This window comes from Streptomyces sp. NPDC007095, from assembly GCF_040634475.1.
Classification (GTDB): domain Bacteria; phylum Actinomycetota; class Actinomycetes; order Streptomycetales; family Streptomycetaceae; genus Streptomyces.
In genome coordinates, this window is record NZ_JBEYFS010000110.1 from 16,726 (window position 1) to 37,861 (window position 21,136).

Consider the following 21,136-nt stretch of genomic DNA (forward strand, 5'->3'; position numbering starts at 1 on the left):
TCCGCATCCCACCCCACCCCGCCACACCCCGTCCCATCCCGTGCCACCCTGGAACCCATGCCCGAAGGAGACACTGTCTGGCAAGCCGCGAGGCGGCTGCGCACCGCCCTCGCGGGCGAGGTCCTGACCCGCTCCGACCTGCGGGTGCCCAAGTACGCCACCGCCGACCTCACCGGCCGTACCGTCCTGGACGTCACCCCGCGCGGCAAGCACCTCCTCACCCGGATCGAGGGGGGCCTGACCCTGCACTCGCATCTGCGCATGGACGGCTCCTGGAAGGTGTACGCGAACGGCCGGCCCTGGAGCGGCGGCCCCGCCCACCAGATCCGGGCGATCCTCGGCACCGCGGACCGCACGGCCGTCGGCTACCGGCTCCCCGTCCTGGAGTTGCTCCGCACCGCGGACGAGGGCCGCGCCGTCGGCCACCTCGGCCCCGACCTCCTCGGCCCGGACTGGAACCCCGACAGCGCCTTGGAGAACCTCCTCCAAGACCCTGCCCGCCCCCTCGGCGAGGCCCTCCTCGACCAGCGCAACCTCGCCGGGATCGGCAATGTCTACAAGAGTGAACTGTGCTTCCTCCTCCGGGTCACCCCCTGGCTGCCCATCGGTGAGCTACCCGCCGACCGCGCCGCCCAGCTCCCGGCCCTGGCCAAGAGGCTCCTGGAGGCCAACCGCGACCGCCCGACCCGCATCACCACCGGCCGCCGCGACCAGAACCTCTTCGTGTACGGCCGCGCACCCCGCCCCTGCCTGCGCTGTGGCACCTCGATCCACCGGGCCGACCAGGGCGACGGCTCCCGAGAACGCCCCACGTACTGGTGCCCGGCCTGCCAGGCGGGCCCGACTCCGCCCCCGGGCCGCATCCCGTCCCCCGGGCGCCGGTCCCTCCCGTACAACTCCCCACCGTACGACTAATTGACGATCCGTCAGAAACCCTCGTACCGTCCCTTCATGCCCGTCAAGGCGTACGACCTCACCGGACGCACCGCATTCGTCACCGGCGCCGCCAGCGGGATCGGCCGCGCGTCAGCCGTCCTGCTGGCGGAGGCGGGGGCCGCCGTCCACTGCGCGGACCGGGACCCGCAGGGCCTGCACGAGACGGCGACCTTCATCAAGGCCCGGGGCGGCACGGCCCACACACATCCGCTCGACGTCAGCGACCGTGCGCAGCTCCGACAGGCCGTCGCGTCCTGCGAACGGCTCGACGTCATGGCGGCGGTCGCCGGGATCATGCACAGCAGCCCGGTCCTGGAGACCCGGGACGAGGACCTCGACCGCGTGCTGGGCGTCAACTTCAAGGGTGTGCTGTACGCCTGCCAGGAGGCCGCCCGCCTCATGATCGCGAAGAGCGTACGGGGGAGCATCATCACGATGGCGTCGGGCGCCATCGACACCGGCGGTCCCGGCCTGCTCTGCTACGGCGCGTCGAAGGCGGCCGTCGTGCAGTTGACGAAGACCCTGGCGACCGAGGTCGGCCCGCACGGCATCCGTGTCAACGCGGTCGCGCCCGGCTGGACGCGTACGCCGATGACCGACCGTCACGGGGACGCCCAGGCGCGCACCGAAGCGGTCATGGCCCGGCTGTCGCCGCTCGGCCGGGTCGGCGAACCCGAGGACATCGCCCACGCCGTGCTGCATCTGGCCTCCGACGCCTCGGCGTTCACGACGGGGCAGATCCTACGCCCGAACGGCGGCGTAGCGATGCCTTGGTAGCCCCCAGCAACCCCCAGCAGCACCCCCCACGTCGCCGCCCCGTCACACACCCCGCGGCATCCGCCCCTGAGCCCAGCCTCCCTCCCGCGCCGGGCCCAGGCACCACGCGCCCCAAACGCGCCGTACCCGTCCCCCACCCCCTCCACCGAGCGCCCCGCCCCTACGAAGCCCCCGGCTCGCGCCCCCCACGCGTCCCACGCCGTAGCCATCCCTCCCGGCGCCTGCGCGCCCCCGCGCGCACGACCCCCGCCTTCGGCACACAGTGCACCGGCAGCAGGCTCAACCCCCATCCCCCGGCCGCGACCGCCCCCTCCAGCGCCCCGGCGTCGGGCGCCAGCGCGAGCCGGAGGACGCCCCACCACCACAGCGCTCCGAGCCCCAGCGCAGCCCCCCAGCGCGCTATCCGCCCTGCCATGGTGTCCACCTCCAGCCCGAAGCTAGACCCGCGCTCTCACCCACCGGCAGGGCGCACCAACGGCACAGAGGCGCACCCACGGCACATCCGAAGCCGGCCACGGCGCCCCGGGGCAGCCTCGGGGCGCCCGGCGGTCACCACCGGGAGCGGCCCGCCTCCGGGCGTCACCCGTTCTCCGCCTGGAACATCCAGTGATGCTTCTCGAGGTCGGCGGTGATCTGGATGAAGATGTCCTGGCTCACCGGATCGGCTTCGCCCGTCGCGTCCACCCGCACCCGCATCCGGCTGATCACCGCGCTCAGCGCGTCCACGAGCTCCCCCACGGCGTCGGTGTCCTTGATCCAGCCCTCCGGCGTCACACCGATACCGCTGGTGGTGGCCACGGTCGCGGCCCGTCCGTCGGGCGGGACTCCGAGCGTCGAGGCGCGCTCCGCCACCGTGTCGGAGTGCAGCCGTGCGGTGTCCACGACCTCGTCGAGCTGGAGGTGGATGGAGCGGAAGCGCGGTCCGACCACGGTCCAGTGGACCTGCTTCGCCACCAAGGAGAGATCCACCAGGTCGACCAGCGCTCCCTGGAGGGCGCCGGACACGGTCTTGAGATCCGCGTCTGACAACGGGCTCTTCACGACGTACATCGGGATTCTCCGATCCACTCGGCCTCATCAACGACGGCCTCATCCATCACGACCTCATCAACCATGGCATATACGCTCAATTCAGGTCACCTGGAGGAAGCGGCCCCGGAGACAGCGAAAGCCCCGGCCGAACCCGCTCCAGGTTTCCCCTGGAGCAGCCCCGGCCGGGGCTTTCGCAAGCATGCTCAGCTCATGAGCGCGAACTCGTGAGCGTCAGGCGGCGACGACGTCGACCGCCTCGGCTGGCGCCTTGATGGTGACCCGTTCCGGTGGTACGCCGGTGACCGATACGGAATTCAGCATCGGACGGCGCACCGGTGTGGGCACCGGCTCGGTGGCCGCTGCAGACTGGGCCAGCTCGGCGAGAGCGAGTTCGTCGCTCACTTCCCGCATGAGCTCGGACATCCGTACGTCCAGCGCGTCGCAGATGGCGGAGAGCAGCTCGGAGGATGCCTCCTTCTGCCCCCGCTCCACCTCGGAGAGATAGCCGAGTGAAACTCGGGCGGACGAGGAGACTTCGCGCAGAGTACGGCCCTGGCGCTGGCGCTGCCGACGCAGCACGTCACCAAGCAGGCGACGGAGCAGAATCATCGGTGGCTCCCTCCTCGGACCGCGTAGCCGCATCCTTCACGCCCCACCGTACCGCCTTGCGCCGCGGCCGTGCGGGGAGCGATGTCGTGTTCACTCAGGGCTGCAAACATCAAAACCCCCCGTTCTGTTCCGTATCCTGTGCCCGCTCATTCCCGGTCTGTTCGCCCGCCAGCTCCTTCAGGAGCAGTGCGAGTACGCTCCGTACACTCTCCATACGGATTTCCGCCCGGTCGCCGTTCAACCGCAGCGGTAGCACTTTCCCGCCGCCGGCAGCATGAAAAGATGCTCGGGACGGCCCGTCGACGGCCACGAAAACCGTCCCGACCGGCTGCCCGTCCTGGGCTTCGGGTCCCGCGACACCGGTGGTCGCTATCCCCCAGTCGGCGCCGAGCGCCTTGCGCACACCGGCCGCCATCTGGGCCGCGACCTGCGGATCCACCGCACCGCGCTCGGCCAACAGAGTGGCGTCGACACCCAGCAGTTCGTGCTTGAGTTCGGTGGCGTACGCCGTCACGGAGCCCCGGAAGGCATGGGAGGCCCCGGGCGTCGCGGTGATCTCCGCCGCCACCAGACCACCGGTGAGCGACTCGGCGACGGCGAGCGTCTCGCCCCTCACCGTGAGTAGTCGCAGCACTTCGGCGGCCGTAGAACTCACCGCTCCGCCTCCTCGACCGCCGCCTGCCGCTCGGCGATTCCGCTCCTGCGCAGCACAATGGCCTGTCTTACGTAGTCGAGCCCGGTGACGACCGTCAGGACGACCGCCACGGCCATCACCCAGAACCTCAGGGTGGCCAGGGGGCCCGTCAGCGCCAGGACGTACATCCCGACCGCGGTGCCCTGCGCGAGGGTCTTCAGCTTGCCGCCACGGCTGGCCGGGATGACCCCGTAGCGGATCACCAGGAAGCGCATCAGAGTGATCCCGAGCTCGCGCCCGAGGATCACTCCCGTCACCCACCACGGCAGATCACCGAGGTAGGACAGGCAGACCAGTGCCGCGCCCATGATCGCCTTGTCGGCGATGGGGTCGGCGATCTTCCCGAAGTCGGTGACCAGGTCGTAGGTACGCGCCAGGTGCCCGTCGAAGATGTCGGTGATCATGGCGACGGCGAAGGCCGCCCAGGCCCAGGCACGCCACGCGGGGTCGTACCCGCCGTCGGCCAGCATCAGCGCCACGAAGCCCGGCACCAGGACGAGCCGGATCATGGTCAGGATGTTCGCGATGTTCCAGAGGCTGGCCTGATTGACGGCCACAGCGCCCAGCTTCCCGCCCCGGGCCGGCTTGGAGCCCCCGGGAACGCCGGGAGCGCCCGCCGCGCCATTCGCGCCGGGGGAGCCGCCCGCCGCGGACGCCGGGGCTCCGGTCATCTGGCCGCCTCCTCAGTACACGGGAGCGAGCCCAGGAGCGGCTCGGCCACCAGGTCGACACCTTCCGTACCGACCACCTTGGCCTCGACGATACGGCCGACCGTCAGACCTTCGCCGCTCGCGAACTGCACCTGACCGTCGGTCTCGGGCGCCTGGTGCGCGGCACGGCCGACCGCACCCCATTCCTCCCCGTCGACGGAGCCGACCGACTCGACGAGCACGTGCACGGTCTCACCGACACGCTCCTCGGCGCGCTGCGCGACCAGCTCCTCGGCGAGCCGGGACACGCGCGCGAGGCGCTCGTCGACCACGTCCTGGTCGAGCTTGTTCTCGTACGTCGCCGCCTCCGTGCCGTCCTCGTCGGAGTACCCGAAGACGCCGATGGCGTCGAGGCGCGCACCCGTGAGGAAGCGCTCCAGCTCCGCGAGGTCGGCCTCGGTCTCGCCGGGGAAGCCCACGATGAAGTTGGACCGCACGCCGGCCTGCGGGGCCTTGGAACGGATGGTGTCGAGCAGCTCCAGGAAGCGGTCCGTGTCGCCGAAGCGCCGCATCGCGCGCAGCACGTCAGGCGCGGAGTGCTGGAAGGACAGGTCGAAGTAGGGCGCGATGTTCGGCGTGGAGGTCAGCACGTCGATGAGCCCGGGGCGCATCTCGGCGGGCTGGAGGTAGCTCACGCGCACGCGCTCGATGCCGTCGATCTCGGCGAGCTCGGGGAGCATGGTCTCCAGGAGGCGGATGTCGCCCAGGTCCTTGCCGTACGAGGTGTTGTTCTCAGAGACCAGCATGATCTCCTTGACGCCCTGCTCGGCCAGCCAGCGGGTCTCGTTCAGCACGTCGCTCGGGCGGCGCGAGATGAAGGAACCGCGGAAGGACGGGATGGCGCAGAAGGAGCAGCGCCGGTCGCAGCCGGAGGCGAGCTTCACCGAGGCGACCGGAGCGCCGTCCAGGCGGCGGCGCAGGGGCGCACGCGGGCCGGAGACCGGGGCGACGCCCTCCGGGAGGTCCGAGGGGGCGCCGTGGCCGGGAAGGGCCACCTCCTCGCCCGCGCTCTGCCGCTCGGCGGGGCTGATCGGCAGCAGCTTGCGCCGGTCGCGGGGGGTGTGGGAGGCGTGGATGCCGCCGTTCAGGATGGTCTGGAGGCGGTCGGAGATGTCCGCGTAGTCGTCGAAGCCGAGTACGCCGTCGGCCTCGGGGAGGGCCTCGGCGAGCTCCTTGCCGTACCGCTCGGCCATGCAGCCCACCGCCACGACGGCCTGGGTTCTGCCATGCCCCTTGAGGTCATTGGCTTCCAGGAGGGCGTCGACGGAGTCCTTCTTGGCGGCTTCGACGAAGCCACAGGTGTTGACGACGGCGACGTCCGCTTCTTCGGCGTCCTCCACGAGTTGCCAGCCGTCCGCCTCCAAGCGGCCTGCGAGCTCCTCCGAGTCCACCTCGTTACGGGCGCAGCCAAGGGTGACGAGTGCGACGGTACGGCGTTCAGGCATGGGCTCAAGACTACTTTGTCTCACTGACAGCCCACGTCGACGGGGTTGGCCGATCTTGGCCAACCCCGTACCCGCCTGAGCGGTGAGCCCTTTGTGCGCCCACTTCGTGAGCCCTTTGTGCGACCCTCACGGCCGTCCGAAGTCATCCGACGACGGGGTCGCCCTTCGTGTACGTCAGTCGCTCGACCTGGCCGGGCTGGAACTGGTCGTCGATCTTCTTGCCGTTCACGTACAGCTTGATGGCGCCCGCGTCGCCGAGGACCAGGTCGATCTTCGTCTTGTCCTGGAAGGTCTTGGACTCGCCCTGCTTGAGCAGACCATCGAAGAGGAGCCGGCCGTTGTGGTCCTTGGCGGAGATCCAGCTGCGCCCGTCCGGGGCGCTCACCTGGACGGTCACCTTGTCCTGCGGGGCCGCCGCGATGGCGCTGTCGGAGGGCTCGGGCTTCGGGTCGGCGGGCTTGCTGATCTTGGGGCTGGCCGAGGTGGTGGACGTACTGGCGGTCGGCGTGGAGCCCTCGGCGACCGACGACTTCGCGTCGCTCCCACCGCTGCCCTTGACCACGGTGAAGCCGACGAAGCCGATCACGGCGACGATCGCCGCGACCATGGCGGCGGTCCAGTTCGGCCCGCGGCGCTCGGGGCGGATACGTTCCGCCTCGAACAGCGGGGCGGCGGGGGTCGGCGCGGGTCGCCCGCCGTGTTCGGCGTCGTAGCGGGCGAGCAGCGGGTCCGGATCGAGGCGCACGGCCCGGGCCAGCGTCCGGATGTGACCGCGCGCGTACACGTCACCGCCGCAGGGGGCGAAGTCGTCCTGCTCGATCGCGTGCACGATGACGATACGGACCCGGGTGGCGTTGCTGACGTCGTCAACGGTCAGTCCTGCCTCGATGCGGGCCTGCCGCAGGGCACGACCGACCGAGAGGCCTTCTTCGCGGTGCTCTTCGAATGGGCGCTCGTCTTCGGGGGAGTTGCCGTCAGGGAAGTTGCCGATGGACACGGGGGCGCCTTTCGAGCGTGTAGCCACCTGTGCTGGAGGTTCAGTTTAGGGGGGGTACGAAAGGGTGGGGCAACCGGGCGGTGGGACTTTGTACGCCATCAGAATGGCCGGTCATCCTGATGTTGGGACAGGGACCTGTCCCCTCGCTCAACTTGACGTACGACGAAGGGAAACGGTTGCCCGTCTTTCCCTTACAGCTGAGTCACGTTCGAATATCCCCGTGTCACGGAGCGAACCGTCCGCGCCATGACCGAGCCGTCGAGATCTCACCCGTACGGTGACCGACCTGTCCCGCTTTCCTCCGCCAAAAGCTCTACGCTTCAGCTTCCCCACGAATCACGGCGAGCACTCCGTCCAGCTCGTCGGCCTTCACAAGAACGTCACGCGCCTTGGAACCCTCGCTGGGCCCGACGATGCCGCGGGACTCCATGAGGTCCATCAGCCGCCCGGCCTTGGCGAAGCCGACCCGCAGCTTGCGCTGGAGCATCGAGGTGGACCCGAACTGCGAGGTGACGACCAGTTCGGCGGCGGCGCACAGCAGGTCGAGGTCGTCGCCGATGTCCTCGTCGATCTCCTTCTTCTGCTTGGTGCCCACGGTCACGTCGTCCCGGAAGACCGGCGCCATCTGGTCCTTGCAGTGCTGCACGATGGCCGCGACCTCGTCCTCGGTGACAAAGGCGCCCTGCATACGCGTGGGCTTGTTGGCCCCCATCGGCAGGAAGAGCCCGTCGCCCTTGCCGATCAGCTTCTCGGCACCCGGCTGGTCGAGGATGACGCGCGAGTCCGCCAGCGACGACGTGGCGAAGGCGAGCCGGGACGGCACGTTCGCCTTGATCAGACCGGTGACGACGTCCACGGACGGCCGCTGGGTGGCGAGCACCAGGTGGATGCCGGCCGCACGCGCGAGTTGGGTGATGCGCACGATCGCGTCCTCGACGTCGCGCGGGGCGACCATCATCAGGTCGGCGAGCTCGTCGACGATCACCAGCAGATACGGGTACGGCGTCAGCTCGCGCTCACTGCCCTCGGGCAGCTTCACCTTGCCGTTCCTGATGGCCTCGTTGAAGTCGTCGATGTGCCGGTAGCCGAACGCCGCGAGGTCGTCGTAGCGCAGATCCATCTCCCGTACGACCCATTGCAGAGCCTCGGCGGCCCGCTTCGGGTTGGTGATGATCGGCGTGATCAGGTGCGGGATGCCCTCGTACGCGGTCAGCTCGACCCGCTTGGGGTCGACGAGGACCATCCGGACGTCCTCGGGGGTCGCCCGGACCATGACGGACGTGATCAGGCAGTTAATGCACGAGGATTTACCGGAACCGGTGGCTCCGGCGACGAGCACGTGCGGCATCTTCGCCAGGTTGGCCATCACATAACCGCCCTCGACGTCCTTGCCGAGCGCGACCAGCATCGGGTGGTCGTCCTCGGCCGCGTCCGCGAGGCGCAGCACGTCACCGAGGTTGACCATCTCGCGGTCGGTGTTGGGGATCTCGATGCCGACCGCCGACTTGCCGGGGATCGGACTGATGATCCGCACGTCGGGGCTGGCGACGGCGTACGCGATGTTCTTGGTCAGCGCCGTGATCCGCTCGACCTTCACGGCGGGACCGAGCTCGACCTCGTAGCGCGTGACCGTCGGACCACGCGTGAAGCCGGTGACTGCGGCGTCGACCTTGAACTCCATGAAGACGTTCTGGAGCGAGGCGACCACGGCGTCATTGGCGGCGCTGCGCGTCTTGCCGGGCCCGCCGCGCTCCAGAAGGTCGAGCGACGGCAGGGAGTAGGTGATGTCGCCGGACAGCTGGAGCTGCTCGGCACGCGGAGGCAGGTCACGGGGCGCGTCGGGCGCGGACTTGGTGAGGTCGGGCACGACGGACTCGACGGCCAGGGCCTCCTGCTTGGGCCGCTTGGCGCCCGGGACGACCCTGGCGCGCGCGGCCGGCACCGGAGTCGTCTCCTCGTAGCCGTCACGCTCCGCCGTGACGCCCTGCGTCAGATCGGCGACCAGCGGGGAGGGCGGCATCCCGTGCAGCACGGCGCCGTCGAGCGCGGCCGCGGCAGCCGCGGCGACGTCCACCGCGTCCATGGGCCGGTTCAGGTCGGGCTGCTGCACACCTGGCCGCCGAGGACGGCCGCGGCGCTTGGTGAGCGCCTCCTCCTCGGCGCTCTCCGCGTCGTATCCCTCAGGAGCGCGTGAACGCCGCCGGGAGCCTGCGGGAAGCGCCTCACGCCACTGCTCGTCGTAGCGCTCGTCGTCCTCGCCGAAGGCGTCCTCGTCGGGGTCGGCCTGGACGACGCCCAGCTTCTGCCCGAGCAGCCGCAGCCGCTGCGGGATCGCGTTCACGGGGGTCGCCGTGACGACCAGCAGGCCGAAGATCGTGAGCAGCACGAGCAGCGGCACCGCGAGGACGTCGCCCATCATGTACGTCAGCGGCGTCGACGCCCCCCAGCCGATGAGCCCGCCGGCGTCCCTTATCGCCTGCATGCCGTCGCTGCGCGCGGGCGCCCCGCAGGCGATGTGGACCTGGCCGAGCACGCCGATGACGAGCGCGGACAGGCCGATCACGATGCGCCCGTTGGCCTCCGGCTTCTCGGGATGCAGGATGAAGCGGGCGGCGATGACCGCGAGCAGTATCGGCACCAGCAGGTCGAGGCGGCCGAAGGCACCCGTCACCAGCATCTCGACGAGGTCGCCGACGGGCCCGTGCAGGTTGGACCACGTGCCCGCCGCGACGATCAGCGCGACCCCGATCAGCAGCAGCGCCAGTCCGTCCTTGCGGTGCGCCGGGTCGAGCCCCTTCGCACCCCGTCCTATGCCGCGGAACATCGCGCCGACGGCGTGCGCGAGACCCAGCCACACGGCGCGTACGAGCTTGTACACGCCCCCGGTGGGGTTGGGCGCCGGCGCGGGTGGGGCCTTTTTCGCCGCGACCTTCTTGGCGGGCGCCTTCTTGGCGGCTGCCTTTTTCGCGGGGGCCTTCTTCGCCGGAGCCTTCGTCGGAGCGGCCGCCTTCTTCGCGGGCGGCTTCTTGGCTGCGGACTGACGTGAGGCCATGAGTGTGAGGTTACCGGTGGAGACGACAGCGGACACGTGTGCCTACTGCTTCACCCGTTCGTGTCGCCCGTACCAGGGACCAGAACTGACGCGCGCTCACCGCGAACGACGGACTCCTCGAGGGTCAGTTCTGCGACGGCACCGATGGTGCGCCGCTTCCCGTGCCCGGCTCCAACGCGTCCAGCGCCCGGCGCAGCCCCGTGAGTTTGCGTTCGAGATGGGCCGCGGTCGCCACCGCCGCCGCGTCCGCCGAGTCGTCGTCGAGCTGTTTGGACAGCGCCTCGGCCTGCTCCTCAACGGCCGCGAGCCGCGCCGAGAGTTCGGCGAGGAGACCGGCCGGCTCCTTGGCCGAGCCGAGCGCCGTCTTGCCGCCGCCCTCCAGCTGGAGCCGCAGCAGCGCCGCCTGCTCGCGCAGTTGGCAGTTCTTCATGTAGAGCTCGACGAAGACCGAGACCTTCGCGCGCAGCACCCATGGGTCGAACGGCTTGGAGATGTAGTCCACCGCACCCGCCGCGTACCCCCGGAAAGTGTGGTGCGGGCCGTGGTTGATCGCCGTGAGAAAGATGATCGGGATGTCCCGGGTCCGTTCTCGCCGCTTGATGTGCGCCGCGGTTTCGAAACCGTCCATTCCAGGCATCTGGACGTCCAGCAGAATGACCGCGAAGTCGTCGGTCAGTAGCGCTTTGAGCGCTTCCTCTCCGGACGATGCCCGTACCAGTGTCTGATCGAGCGCGGAGAGGATCGCCTCCAGCGCCAGCAGATTCTCCGGCCGGTCATCGACCAGAAGGATCTTGGCCTTCTGCACCATGGCCCGCCCTCCTCGCCCCGGCAGTGCACCGGGCGCCGCCCCAGGGGACGACTCCCTTGCGCCGCCCGTCCTTGTGCCGGTCATGGTAGCCGCACCCCGCCTGTCGCCACACCCTGTCACCGCGATGTCACTGTGCACGTAGCAGAAACGTAGCGGGAGACCAGAAGGTTCCCCGAATCCCGCACTTCTACACGGCCTCGGCCACCGTCAGTTATACGACGTCGGGCGCCCCGCGCCCCCGACTCGGCGCGCACAGCCGGGCTTCCCGGTCGCCGACACCACCCGGCGACACCCATCCCGCTCACTCCTCGCGCATCCACTGCTCCATCACGGAGAGCAGATGGTCGGGATCGACCGGCTTGGTGACGTAGTCGGACGCGCCGGACTCGATGGCCTTCTCCCGGTCGCCCTTCATCGCCTTCGCCGTGAGCGCGATGATCGGCAGCCCGGCGAACTGCGGCATCCGGCGGATCGCCGTCGTCGTGGCGTAGCCGTCCATCTCGGGCATCATGATGTCCATCAGGACGACCGTCACGTCGTCGTGCTGTTCCAGCACCTCGATGCCCTCACGGCCGTTCTCGGCGTACAGCACCGACAGGCCGTGCTGCTCCAGGACGCTGGTGAGCGCGAACACGTTGCGGATGTCGTCGTCGACGATCAGCACCTTCTCGCCCTCGAACCGGATGCCTCGGCGCGGCTGTGCCGCCGTCTCCTGCTGGCCGCCGGCCGCCCACTGCTCCCGAGAGGCACCCGCGGCCCCGTTCGGCCCCGGCAGCCCCGGGCGCTGCTCGGTCGCGGGCAGCGCCCTGCGGCGCCGCCTGAAGAGCGCTGCGGGCCCGTTCTGTGTCTCCTGGTACGACTTCACCTCGGCCGGCGTCTCGATGCCGGCCCCGGACAGCTCCGCCTCCGAGGCGAGCAGTTCCCCGGCCTCCAGGGCGGGCGCGAGCTGCCCGTAGCCCTGCGGGGGCAGTTCGCTCGGATGCAGCGGCAAATACAGCGTGAACGTCGAACCGCGTCCCGGCTCACTCTGGGCGTGGATCTCACCGCCCAGCAGACGCGCGATCTCCCGCGAGATGGACAGCCCCAGACCCGTACCGCCGTACTTCCTGCTCGTCGTGCCGTCCGCCTGCTTGAACGCCTCGAAAATCACCCGCATCTTGCTGGCGGCGATCCCGATGCCGGTGTCGGTCACCGAGAACGCGATCAGACCGGCGTCCGCGTCCCGCAGCGAACCCGCCTCCAGAAGCTGCTCCCGGATCGCCACGGGGACATCCGCGCCGGCGGGCCGGATCACCAATTCGACCGCTCCGGAGTCGGTGAACTTCACCGCGTTGGAGAGCAGGTTGCGCAGCACCTGAAGGAGGCGCTGCTCGTCCGTGTGCAGCGTGGCGGGCAGTTCCGGCGACACCCGGACGGAGAAGTCGAGGCCCTTCTCCGCGGTCAGCGGACGGAAAGTGGCCTCTACGTAGTCGACGAGTTGGACCAGCGCGATGCGGGTCGGCGAGACATCCATCTTGCCCGCCTCGACCTTCGACAGATCGAGGATGTCGTTGATCAGCTGGAGCAGGTCGGAACCCGCTCCGTGGATCGTTTCCGCGAACTCGACCTGCTTGGGAGTCAGGTTCGACTCGGCGTTGTCGGCGAGCAACTTCGCGAGGATCAGCAGGGAGTTGAGCGGGGTGCGCAGCTCGTGCGACATGTTCGCCAGGAACTCGCTCTTGTAGCGCATGGAGACCGCGAGCTGCTCGGCACGCTCCTCCAGGACCTGCCGCGCCTCCTCGATCTCGGTGTTCTTGACCTCGATGTCGCGGTTCTGCTGAGCGAGCTGTTCGGCCTTCTCCTCCAGCTGGGCGTTGGAGTCCTGGAGGGCCTTCTGCCGGTTCTCCAACTCCGCCGACCGCTCCTGGAGTTGCTCGGTCAGCTCCTGCGACTGCTTGAGCAGCACCTCCGTCTTGGTGTTGACGGAGATGGTGTTGACGCTCGTCGCGATCATCTCGGCGATCTGGTTCAGGAAGTCCTTCTGGATCTGCGTGAACGGCGTGAAGGACGCCAGCTCGATCACACCCAGCACGGTCCCCTCGAAGAGCACCGGAAGCACGATCACCTGCGCCGGGGGCGCCTCGCCGAGCCCGGACGAGATCTTCAGATAACCGCTCGGCGCGTTCTCCACCAGGATCGTGCGCTTCTCCTGCGCGGCCGTCCCGATCAGCGCCTCACCGGGCCGGAACGACGTCGGCATGGAGCCCATCGAGTAGCCGTACGAGCCGAGCATGCGCAGTTCGTACGCGTCCTCGTCGCCGCCCGCCTCCTTGCCGTCGACCAGCGGCATGGAGAGGAAGAACGCGCCGTGCTGGGCGGAGACCACCGGCGTCAGCTCACTCATGATCAGCGAGGCCACGTCGTCGAGGTCGCGGCGCCCCTGCATCAGCGCGGAGATACGGGCGAGGTTGCCCTTGAGCCAGTCCTGCTCCTTGTTGGCGATGGTGGTGTCGCGCAGGTTGGCGATCATCTTGTTGATGTAGTCCTGAAGTTCCTGGATCTCGCCCGAGGCGTCCACGTCGATCTTCAGGTTCAGGTCGCCGCGGGTCACCGCGGTCGCCACGCGCGCGATGGCACGCACCTGCCGGGTCAGGTTCCCGGCCATCTCGTTCACCGACTCGGTGAGGTCGCGCCAGGTGCCGTCGACGTCACGCACGCGTGCCTGGCCGCCCAGTTGCCCCTCTGTACCCACCTCGCGGGCGACTCGGGTGACCTCCTCGGCGAAGGACGACAGCTGGTCGACCATCGTGTTGATGGTGGTCTTCAGCTCCAGGATCTCGCCGCGCGCGTCGATGTCGATCTTCTTGGTGAGGTCGCCCTTGGCGATGGCCGTGGTGACCATCGCGATGTTGCGCACCTGACCGGTCAGGTTGGACGCCATCCCGTTCACGGACTCGGTGAGGTCCTTCCACGTACCGGCCACACCCGGGACGTGCGCCTGCCCGCCGAGGATGCCGTCCGTGCCGACCTCGCGGGCCACCTTGGTGACCTGGTCGGCGAACGAACTCAGCGTCTTCACCATGGTGTTGAAGGTGTCGGCGAGCTGCGCGACCTCGCCGCGCGCCTCGATCGTCACCGTACGGGTCAGATCGCCGTTGGCGACGGCGGCGGCGACCTGGGAGATGTTGCGCACCTGCATGGTCAGGTTGTTGGCCATCAGGTTGACGTTGTCGGTGAGATCCTTCCAGATGCCCGTGACGCCCGACGCGTGCGCCTGGCCGCCCAGGATGCCCTCGGTGCCCACCTCGCGGGCCACCCGCGTCACCTGCTCGGCGAAGGACGACAGCTGGTCCACCATCGTGTTCACGGTGGTGACGAGTTCGAGGATCTCGCCCTTGGCGTCGACGGTGATCTTCTTCGACAGGTCTCCCATGGCGACCGCCGTCGTGACCTCGGCGATGTTACGGACCTGGATGGTCAGGTTGTTCGCCATGAAGTTCACGGACTGCGTGAGGTCCTTCCAGGTGCCGGAGACACCCTGCACCTCGGCCTGACCGCCCAGCATGCCCTCCGTGCCCACCTCGCGGGCCACCCGCGTCACCTGCTCGGCGAAGTTCGAGAGCTGGTCCACCATCGTGTTGAGGGTGTTCTTCAGCTCCAGGATCTCGCCGCGCGCGTCCACGTCGATCTTCTGCGACAGGTCACCCCGCGCCACCGCGGTCGCGACCTGCGCGATGTTGCGCACCTGGGCGGTGAGGTTGCCGGCCATGCCGTTCACGGAGTCCGTCAGGTCGCGCCACACACCGGCGACGCCGGGCACCTGCGCCTGACCGCCGAGACGGCCCTCCGTACCCACCTCACGGGCCACCCGCGTCACCTGGTCCGCGAAGGCGGAGAGCTGGTCGACCATCGTGTTGATGGTGTTCTTCAGCTCCAGGATCTCGCCGCGCGCGTCCACGTCGATCTTCTGCGACAGGTCACCCCGCGCCACCGCCGTGGTGACCTGGGCGATCTGCCGTACCTGCGAGGTCAGGTTCCCCGCCATGAAGTTGACGGAGTCGGTGAGTTCCTTCCACGTACCGGACACGCCGTCCACGCGGGCCTGACCGCCGAGGCGGCCCTCCGTGCCCACGTCCCGGGCCATCCGCGTCACCTGGTCGGCGAACGAGGACAGCTGGTCCACCATCGTGTTCACGGTGTTCTTCAGCTGGAGCATCTCTCCGGAGACGTCGACCGTCACCTTCTGAGAGAGGTCACCGTTCGCGACCGCCGTCGTCACCTGCGCGATGTTGCGGACCTGACCCGTCAGGTTCCGGAACGCCGTGTTGACGGAGTCGGTGAGATCCTTCCACGTACCGGCCACACCCGGCACCTGCGCCTGGCCGCCCAGTTCACCCTCGACACCGACCTCGCGCGCCACGCGCGTGACCTCGACACCGAACGACGACAACTGGTCGACCATCGTGTTGACGGTGTTCTTCAGCTCCAGCATCTCGCCGGCCACGTCGACGGTGACCTTCTGCGACAGATCACCGTTGGCCACCGCCGTCGTCACCGCGGCGATGTCCCGCACCTGGGTCGTGAGATTCCGGAACACCGTGTTGACGGAGTCCGTCAGGTCCTTCCACGTCCCCGCCGCGCCCGGCACGTTCGCCTGACCGCCGAGCCGCCCCTCGCCACCGACCTCGTTGGCCACACGCGTGACCTCGTCCGCAAACGTCCGCAGCGTCTCGGTCATCTGGTTGATCGTCTCGGCGAGTTGTGCGACCTCGCCGCGCGCGGAGACGGTCACCTTCTGCGACAGGTCACCGCTCGCGACCGCCGTCGTCACCTGCGCGATCCCGCGCACCTGCGCCGTGAGGTTGCCGGCCATCAGGTTCACCGAATCGGTGAGGTCCTTCCACACACCGGCCACACCGGGCACCTGCGCCTGGCCGCCGAGCTCACCCTCGGTGCCCACCTCGCGGGCGACACGCGTCACCTCGGAGGAGAACGACGACAGTTGGTCCACCATCGTGTTGACGGTGTTCTTGAGCTCCAGCATCTCGCCGGCCACATGAACCGTGACCTTCCGGGACAAGTCGCCCTTCGCGACCGCCGTCGTCACAAGAGCGATGTCACGCACCTGAGCCGTCAGCCGGTACGCCATGGTGTTGACCGAATCCGTGAGGTCCTTCCACGAACCGGACATCCCACGCACCCGGGCCTGCCCGCCCAGCTTGCCCTCGGTGCCCACCTCACTGGCCACCCGCGTGACCTCGTCGGTGAACGTCGACAGCTGGTCGACCAGGTTGTTGACCGTCCGTCCGACCTTCAGGAACTCCCCGCGCAGCGGATGCCCGTTGCCGTCCGCCGCCTGCGCCCGCAGCTCCATACGCGGCGACAGATCACCCTCCGCCACCGCGGACAGCACCCGGCCGACCTCGGAGACCGGTCGTACGAGGTCGTCGACGAGCGCGTTCGACGCGTCGATCGCGGCACCCCAGGAACCCTCGCAGGCGCCCGATTCCAGCCGTTCCGTGAGCTTTCCCTCACGCCCGACCACCCGCCGCACCCGCGACAGCTCACCCGTCAGATGCAGATTCCGGTCCGCCACCTCGTTGAAGACAGCCGCGATCTCCGACATCACGCCATCACCGGAGACCGTGAGACGCTTGCGGAAATTGCCGTCCCGCATCGACACCAGGGCCGTCAGCAGCCTGTTCAGGGCAGCCGTATCCACCTCGGTGGTGCCATTGCGTGGTGCGCGCCGGTTGTTCAGGGACTGTCCGTCTTCTGCGCGCGTCTTACCGCCCCGCGTCGCTGCGCCAGACTCCACTGTGTCCCTCCCGCAAGGGTCGACCATTACTGCTCGGCGTACTCGGGTACTGCTTGCTCGGGTACTACTGCTCGTGCTCAGGTACTACTTGCTCGGCGAACCGGCAGGCACTCGGCCTGTCCGACCTTCTCACTGGAGCTTGCCCAGTGTTTCACCCCGACTGAACCAGGCCATAACAGTTCGGCAGCTTCGCACATCGTCCGCACACCGCCCGGAGGCGGCCACAGTCTCCTCAGGACGGAAACACAGGCACCTGTCCGAACGGAAACTCTGCCCCTCTCCCGACGGAAACACTGGTGACCGGCATCCGCATGGACGGCGAAGGTAAGTAACCTTGCATGCGGCTGTCCAGCCACGCCGGTTTGTCCGGCCTGGGCGGTGGCACAAGAACGAGCGGGCAGGCATCGGAGGGGCACCGCACCATGACCACCGGACTGCATCCTGGGGGACAGCCCCAGGATCCTCGGCCGACGGGGGACCAGGCACTGCCCCGGCAGGAGCGGGTCGGCCACGGAGCCCCGCACGCCGACAACCGGACAAGGAGTGCTGTGATCACCGCGCGCGCGGCCGCCAGTTTCGATCCCGTCGGGCGATCGGTCGCGACCGCCAGATCCTTCGTCCGCGACACCCTCCAAGGCTGGGGCTTCGCCGACATCGTCGACGACGCAGTCGTCCTGACCAGCGAACTCGTCACCAACGCTGTCGTGCATGCGGGCACCTCCGCGGATGTCCTGTGTCTGCGCAGCGACGGAGGCGTACGCATCGAGGTGGCGGACCGCTACCCGGAACGCGAGATTCCACTCCAGGCGGCGGCTGTGAACATGGGCGGCCCCGACCGCGAGGGCGGGCGCGGACTCCAGTTGTGCGCCGCCCTGGCCGGCCGCTGGGGCGTCGACTACTCCCCCACACACAAGCAGGTCTGGTTCCACCTCGACCTCCCGGATCGCCCGGTCGGCACCCGCACGGCGGGTCCCGCGCTCCCCGCCGATCTCCTTCCGCTCGCCGACGGCCGCGTCCGCGTCGCGGTGATCCAGATCGACCGCGTCGGCGCCATCTCGGCGTGGAACGAGGACGCGGAGGACCTCTTCGGGTACGCCGCCGAGCAGGTCATCGGCAAGCCCCTCACCGACCTCGCGGCCTGGCCCCACACCCCGGGCACCAGCACCGGCATCGTCGAGGCCCTCCAACTCTCGCGCTGGGAGGGTAGTTACGGGCTCCGGGGCGCGAGCGGCCGCGTGACCCCGGTCTACGCCTCCCACCTCCGCGTCCGTGACACCGGTGGCGAACCGTCCACGGTCTGCCTCCTCGTACGCGACCACGAACGCGCCGTCCTGCAGACCCCGTTGCGGGCGTCGGCCACCGACACGACGACCAGCTCCGAGGGCCAGGCCACGGACCCCTTCGAGGTCTTCATCGGCTCCCCCGCCCCGGACGACCTGGACGGCCTCCTCCAGCGCACGGTGGAGCGCGCCCGCGACATGCTCGACGGCGACTCCGCCTTCCTGCTCCTTGCGACCGACGACGAGACGGAGTTGGAGGTACGAGCGTCGACGGGCCTGCCCTCCGCCCGCCAGCGCTTCGCCCGCGTCCCCGTCGAGGCGGGCCCCGGCCGCTACGGCTCGGCCCGTATGCCCGCCGTCCACGAGGACCTGACGGTCGTCCCCGGCGCCGTACCGCTGCTGGCCGGCACCGGCATGCGCTCGGTCGTCACGGTCCCCCTGAAGGTCGAGGGCCGCCTCACCGGCTCCCTCGGTGTCGCGGCCGAGGGACCCGCCCGCTACTCCAACGAGGAGGCCCTGCGCCTCCAGTTCGCCGCCGACCGCATCGCGCTCGCGGTGGAATCGGCCCGCCTGGGCGAGCTGGAACGCCTGCGCCGCGGCTCGCTGAGCTTCCTCGTCGAGGCCTCCGACCTCCTCGCCGGCACCCTGGACCGCGACCAGACCCTCGCCCTCATGGCCCAGATGACGGTCCCGACCCTCGCCACCTGGTGCGCGGTCTACACGATCGCCGACCAGGCCTCGGACCCGTACCTCTCGTACGTCCTGCACGAGGACGAGGAACGCATCGACGGCCTCAAGGCCCTGCTCTCGAAGATCGCCCCACCGGACCCGGTCCCCACCCCCGGCGCCCGCGTCTGGGCGGCCCCGGGCGAGGCGGCCCACCAGGCGGCCCTGCGCACCTCCATGCGCAGCCTGGGCCTCGGCGAGCCCGCCTCGGTCACCTCCGGCATCGGCACGACCCTGGCGACGGCCGCGGCGGTCGGCGGGGAGACCGTCGTCCTGCCCCTGGTGGCCCGCAACCGCGTCATCGGCATGCTGACGCTCGGCAAGCCCTCCGACGAACACTTCCGCCAGGAAATCCTGGAACTGGCCGAGGACCTGTCCCGCAGGGCCGCTCTGGCCCTCAACAACGCCCGTCTGTACTCGGAGCGCACGGCCATCAGCCAGTCCCTCCAGCGCAGCCTCCTGCCGCCCGACCTCCCGCACATCGACGGCGTCGAGGTCGAGGTCATCTACCGCGCGGCCGGCGAGGGCAACGAGGTCGGCGGCGACTTCTACGACCTCTTCCCGATTCGTGACGGTGTCTACGGCTTCGCCATCGGCGACGTCTGCGGTACGGGCCCGGAGGCGGCGGCGGTCACGGGCCTCGCCCGGCACGCCCTGCGCCTCCTGGCCCGCGAGGGCTTCGGCGGCCCCGCGGTCCTGGAGCGCCTGAACTCCGCGATCCTGGACGAGGGCGCCCGCAGCCGCTTCCTGACCCTGCTGTACGGCGAGTTGTGGCCCCAGGAGGACGGCAGCGCCATGCTGAAGGTGGTCTGCGCAGGCCACCCGCTCCCGCTCCGCCTGCGCCAGGACGGCACCGTAGAGGCAGCCGCCGAACCGCAGCCCCTCCTCGGTGTCATGGAGGACCTGGAGCTGTACGAGCAGACCATCACCCTCGACCCGGGCGACGTCCTGCTGTGCGTGACGGACGGCGTCACCGAACGCCGCGAGGGCATCCGCATGTTGGGGGACGACGGCCTCACGGACGTCCTCACCACGTGCACGGGCCTCACGGCGGGAGCGGTGGCCGCCCGCGTCATGCGCGCGGTCGAACGCTTCGCCTCCGACGCCCCGTCCGACGACATGGCGATTCTGGCGATGCGGGTGCCGGGCCTTCAGCGGGACTGAGGTCGGGACCGGCTCCGGGGAGCCGCCTCCGGGATATGAGAAAGGCCCCCGCCCGTAAGGGCGGAGGCCTTTTCTGCTGGAGCCCCCCAACGGAATCGAACCGTTGACCTTCTCCTTACCATGGAGACGCTCTGCCGACTGAGCTAGGGGGGCCAGTCACCTTTTCGAGGTTTCCCTCGCGGCAACGAAATAGATCATACCCCGAACAAGACCGTGCTCCCAACCAGTCCCGCCGGATCAGAAGGCCGGCTGCAGCAATCCCCCGAGCGCATTGCACGCGGAGACGATCCGCTGCATCTCCCGCCTCGTCAGCGACGCGTCCACGGGCAGCGCGAGGGTCTCGTCGGCGGCCCGCTCCGTCTCCGGGAGGTGCACGTCCCGACGGAACCCGGGCAGCCGGTGCACAGGCGTCTTCACCGGCACCCGGCACTCAACCCCCTTGGCCCGTACGGCCCGCGCGAAGGCGTCCCGGTCCGGCCGGCCATTGCCGGGCACGCGCACGACGTACTGCTGGTACGTGTGCCCGTCGCCGCCGTCCGGCGTACGCACTCCGCTCAGCCGCCCGTCGAGATAGGCGGCCCGCTCCCTGCGCTGCGCGATCTCGTCGTACGGCGCCTCGGACTCGCCCAGTTCCAGCACCAGGAGCCCGCGTCGCTGTCCGACGTCCCGCAGCCGCGCCATGTCGGCCGACCGACCGAAGCGGTGTACGACGACTATGGCGGTCGACCGCGGGGTCACGGCCGCCTCGACAGCGCCGGCGTCGAGGCAGTACGTCACCGGGTCTATGTCGCCGAAGACGGCCGACGCACCGACCTGGGCCGCGGCCTCCGCGACCTCGACGTTCCCGAACGCCGGCACGATGACCTCGTCGCCGACTCCGACGCCCGCGGCCCTGAGCATTGCAGCAGTACCCATGCCGCGGATGCTTGTCGCGCAAAGTGAACGCAAAGTGTCGGACAACAAAAAAGAGCTGGTCCCCGAACCGAAGTTCGGGGACCAGCTCTTTTAATATGAGTTCGGCGGCGTCCTACTCTCCCACAGGGTCCCCCCTGCAGTACCATCGGCGCTGTGAGGCTTAGCTTCCGGGTTCGGAATGTAACCGGGCGTTT

General features: G+C 69.5%; 14 protein-coding genes, 1 tRNA gene and 1 rRNA gene. 3 read left to right on the forward strand and 13 right to left on the reverse strand.

What is annotated here, in order from left to right; translation table 11 throughout:
- Nucleotides 1-57 precede the first annotated feature (57 nt).
- Both ABZ656_RS31860 and ABZ656_RS31865 read left to right on the forward strand, forming a co-directional pair.
- A complete protein-coding gene (locus ABZ656_RS31860; protein WP_101401023.1) occupies nt 58-915 on the forward strand; it encodes a DNA-formamidopyrimidine glycosylase family protein in 858 nt (285 codons plus the stop codon).
- A gap of 36 nt (nt 916-951) precedes the next feature.
- Complete coding sequence (locus ABZ656_RS31865) at nt 952-1,713, forward strand: SDR family NAD(P)-dependent oxidoreductase (protein ID WP_101401022.1); 762 nt, start codon at nt 952-954, stop codon at nt 1,711-1,713.
- Nucleotides 1,714-1,873: 160 nt separating this feature from the next.
- On the opposite strand, the gene ABZ656_RS31870 is transcribed toward ABZ656_RS31865, so the two are convergent.
- The 10 genes from ABZ656_RS31870 to ABZ656_RS31915 form a co-directional block, all read right to left on the reverse strand.
- Nucleotides 1,874-2,128, reverse strand: a complete 255-nt coding sequence (locus ABZ656_RS31870; protein ID WP_360272330.1) for a hypothetical protein — start codon at nt 2,126-2,128, stop codon at nt 1,874-1,876.
- 164 nt (nt 2,129-2,292) lie between these two features.
- Nucleotides 2,293-2,763, reverse strand: coding sequence for a DNA starvation/stationary phase protection protein (locus ABZ656_RS31875; RefSeq protein ID WP_101401021.1), 471 nt, complete (start codon nt 2,761-2,763; stop codon nt 2,293-2,295).
- Nucleotides 2,764-2,976: 213 nt separating this feature from the next.
- On the reverse strand, nt 2,977-3,354 hold the full coding sequence (locus tag ABZ656_RS31880; RefSeq protein ID WP_054228608.1) for a helix-turn-helix transcriptional regulator: 378 nt from the start codon (nt 3,352-3,354) through the stop codon (nt 2,977-2,979).
- A 109-nt stretch (nt 3,355-3,463) separates the two neighbouring features.
- Nucleotides 3,464-4,009 (reverse strand): CinA family protein, encoded by a 546-nt coding sequence (locus ABZ656_RS31885; protein ID WP_101401020.1) that lies wholly within the window; start codon nt 4,007-4,009, stop codon nt 3,464-3,466.
- Nucleotides 4,006-4,719 (reverse strand): CDP-diacylglycerol--glycerol-3-phosphate 3-phosphatidyltransferase, encoded by a 714-nt coding sequence (gene pgsA, locus ABZ656_RS31890; RefSeq protein WP_360272335.1) that lies wholly within the window; start codon nt 4,717-4,719, stop codon nt 4,006-4,008. The genes ABZ656_RS31885 and pgsA overlap by 4 nt, the downstream gene beginning before the upstream one ends.
- Nucleotides 4,716-6,203 carry a 30S ribosomal protein S12 methylthiotransferase RimO gene (rimO, locus tag ABZ656_RS31895; protein ID WP_101401019.1) on the reverse strand — a complete coding sequence of 496 codons (1,488 nt, stop codon included), beginning with the start codon at nt 6,201-6,203 and terminating at the stop codon, nt 4,716-4,718. The genes pgsA and rimO overlap by 4 nt, the downstream gene beginning before the upstream one ends.
- 142 nt (nt 6,204-6,345) lie before the next feature.
- Nucleotides 6,346-7,200: a helix-turn-helix domain-containing protein gene (locus ABZ656_RS31900; RefSeq protein ID WP_360272339.1), complete on the reverse strand. Its 855-nt coding sequence runs from the start codon at nt 7,198-7,200 to the stop codon at nt 6,346-6,348.
- Nucleotides 7,201-7,513: 313 nt separating this feature from the next.
- Nucleotides 7,514-10,252: a DNA translocase FtsK gene (locus tag ABZ656_RS31905; protein WP_360272342.1), complete on the reverse strand. Its 2,739-nt coding sequence runs from the start codon at nt 10,250-10,252 to the stop codon at nt 7,514-7,516.
- A 124-nt stretch (nt 10,253-10,376) separates the two neighbouring features.
- The gene (locus tag ABZ656_RS31910; RefSeq protein WP_054228614.1) at nt 10,377-11,060 is read right to left on the reverse strand and encodes a response regulator; all 684 of its coding nucleotides are present in this window, start codon (nt 11,058-11,060) and stop codon (nt 10,377-10,379) included.
- Nucleotides 11,061-11,361: 301 nt separating this feature from the next.
- A complete protein-coding gene (locus ABZ656_RS31915; protein WP_101401016.1) occupies nt 11,362-16,857 on the reverse strand; it encodes a HAMP domain-containing protein in 5,496 nt (1,831 codons plus the stop codon).
- 422 nt (nt 16,858-17,279) lie between these two features.
- On the opposite strand from ABZ656_RS31915, the gene ABZ656_RS31920 reads away from it, so the two are divergent.
- Nucleotides 17,280-20,027 (forward strand): SpoIIE family protein phosphatase, encoded by a 2,748-nt coding sequence (locus tag ABZ656_RS31920; RefSeq protein ID WP_360272347.1) that lies wholly within the window; start codon nt 17,280-17,282, stop codon nt 20,025-20,027.
- Between the two features lie 77 nt (nt 20,028-20,104).
- Here ABZ656_RS31920 and ABZ656_RS31925 read toward each other — a convergent pair.
- From ABZ656_RS31925 to rrf, 3 genes are all read right to left on the reverse strand, one after another.
- Nucleotides 20,105-20,180: transfer RNA gene (locus ABZ656_RS31925), tRNA-Thr, on the reverse strand.
- Nucleotides 20,181-20,264: 84 nt separating this feature from the next.
- Nucleotides 20,265-20,927 carry a DegT/DnrJ/EryC1/StrS family aminotransferase gene (locus ABZ656_RS31930; protein ID WP_101401014.1) on the reverse strand — a complete coding sequence of 221 codons (663 nt, stop codon included), beginning with the start codon at nt 20,925-20,927 and terminating at the stop codon, nt 20,265-20,267.
- 114 nt (nt 20,928-21,041) lie between these two features.
- Nucleotides 21,042-21,136 (reverse strand): 5S ribosomal RNA (gene rrf, locus ABZ656_RS31935); the annotation flags it as partial.

Coding starts and splice junctions, on each gene's coding strand:
- ABZ656_RS31860 (WP_101401023.1), top strand. CDS start 58: ATGCCCGAAGGAGACACTGTCTGGCAAGCCGCGAGGCGGCTGCGCACC.
- ABZ656_RS31865 (WP_101401022.1), top strand. CDS start 952: ATGCCCGTCAAGGCGTACGACCTCACCGGACGCACCGCATTCGTCACC.
- ABZ656_RS31870 (WP_360272330.1), bottom strand. CDS start 2,128: ATGGCAGGGCGGATAGCGCGCTGGGGGGCTGCGCTGGGGCTCGGAGCG.
- ABZ656_RS31875 (WP_101401021.1), bottom strand. CDS start 2,763: ATGTACGTCGTGAAGAGCCCGTTGTCAGACGCGGATCTCAAGACCGTG.
- ABZ656_RS31880 (WP_054228608.1), bottom strand. CDS start 3,354: ATGATTCTGCTCCGTCGCCTGCTTGGTGACGTGCTGCGTCGGCAGCGC.
- pgsA (WP_360272335.1), bottom strand. CDS start 4,719: ATGACCGGAGCCCCGGCGTCCGCGGCGGGCGGCTCCCCCGGCGCGAAT.
- rimO (WP_101401019.1), bottom strand. CDS start 6,203: ATGCCTGAACGCCGTACCGTCGCACTCGTCACCCTTGGCTGCGCCCGT.
- ABZ656_RS31905 (WP_360272342.1), bottom strand. CDS start 10,252: ATGGCCTCACGTCAGTCCGCAGCCAAGAAGCCGCCCGCGAAGAAGGCG.
- ABZ656_RS31910 (WP_054228614.1), bottom strand. CDS start 11,060: ATGGTGCAGAAGGCCAAGATCCTTCTGGTCGATGACCGGCCGGAGAAT.
- ABZ656_RS31920 (WP_360272347.1), top strand. CDS start 17,280: ATGACCACCGGACTGCATCCTGGGGGACAGCCCCAGGATCCTCGGCCG.
- ABZ656_RS31930 (WP_101401014.1), bottom strand. CDS start 20,927: ATGCTCAGGGCCGCGGGCGTCGGAGTCGGCGACGAGGTCATCGTGCCG.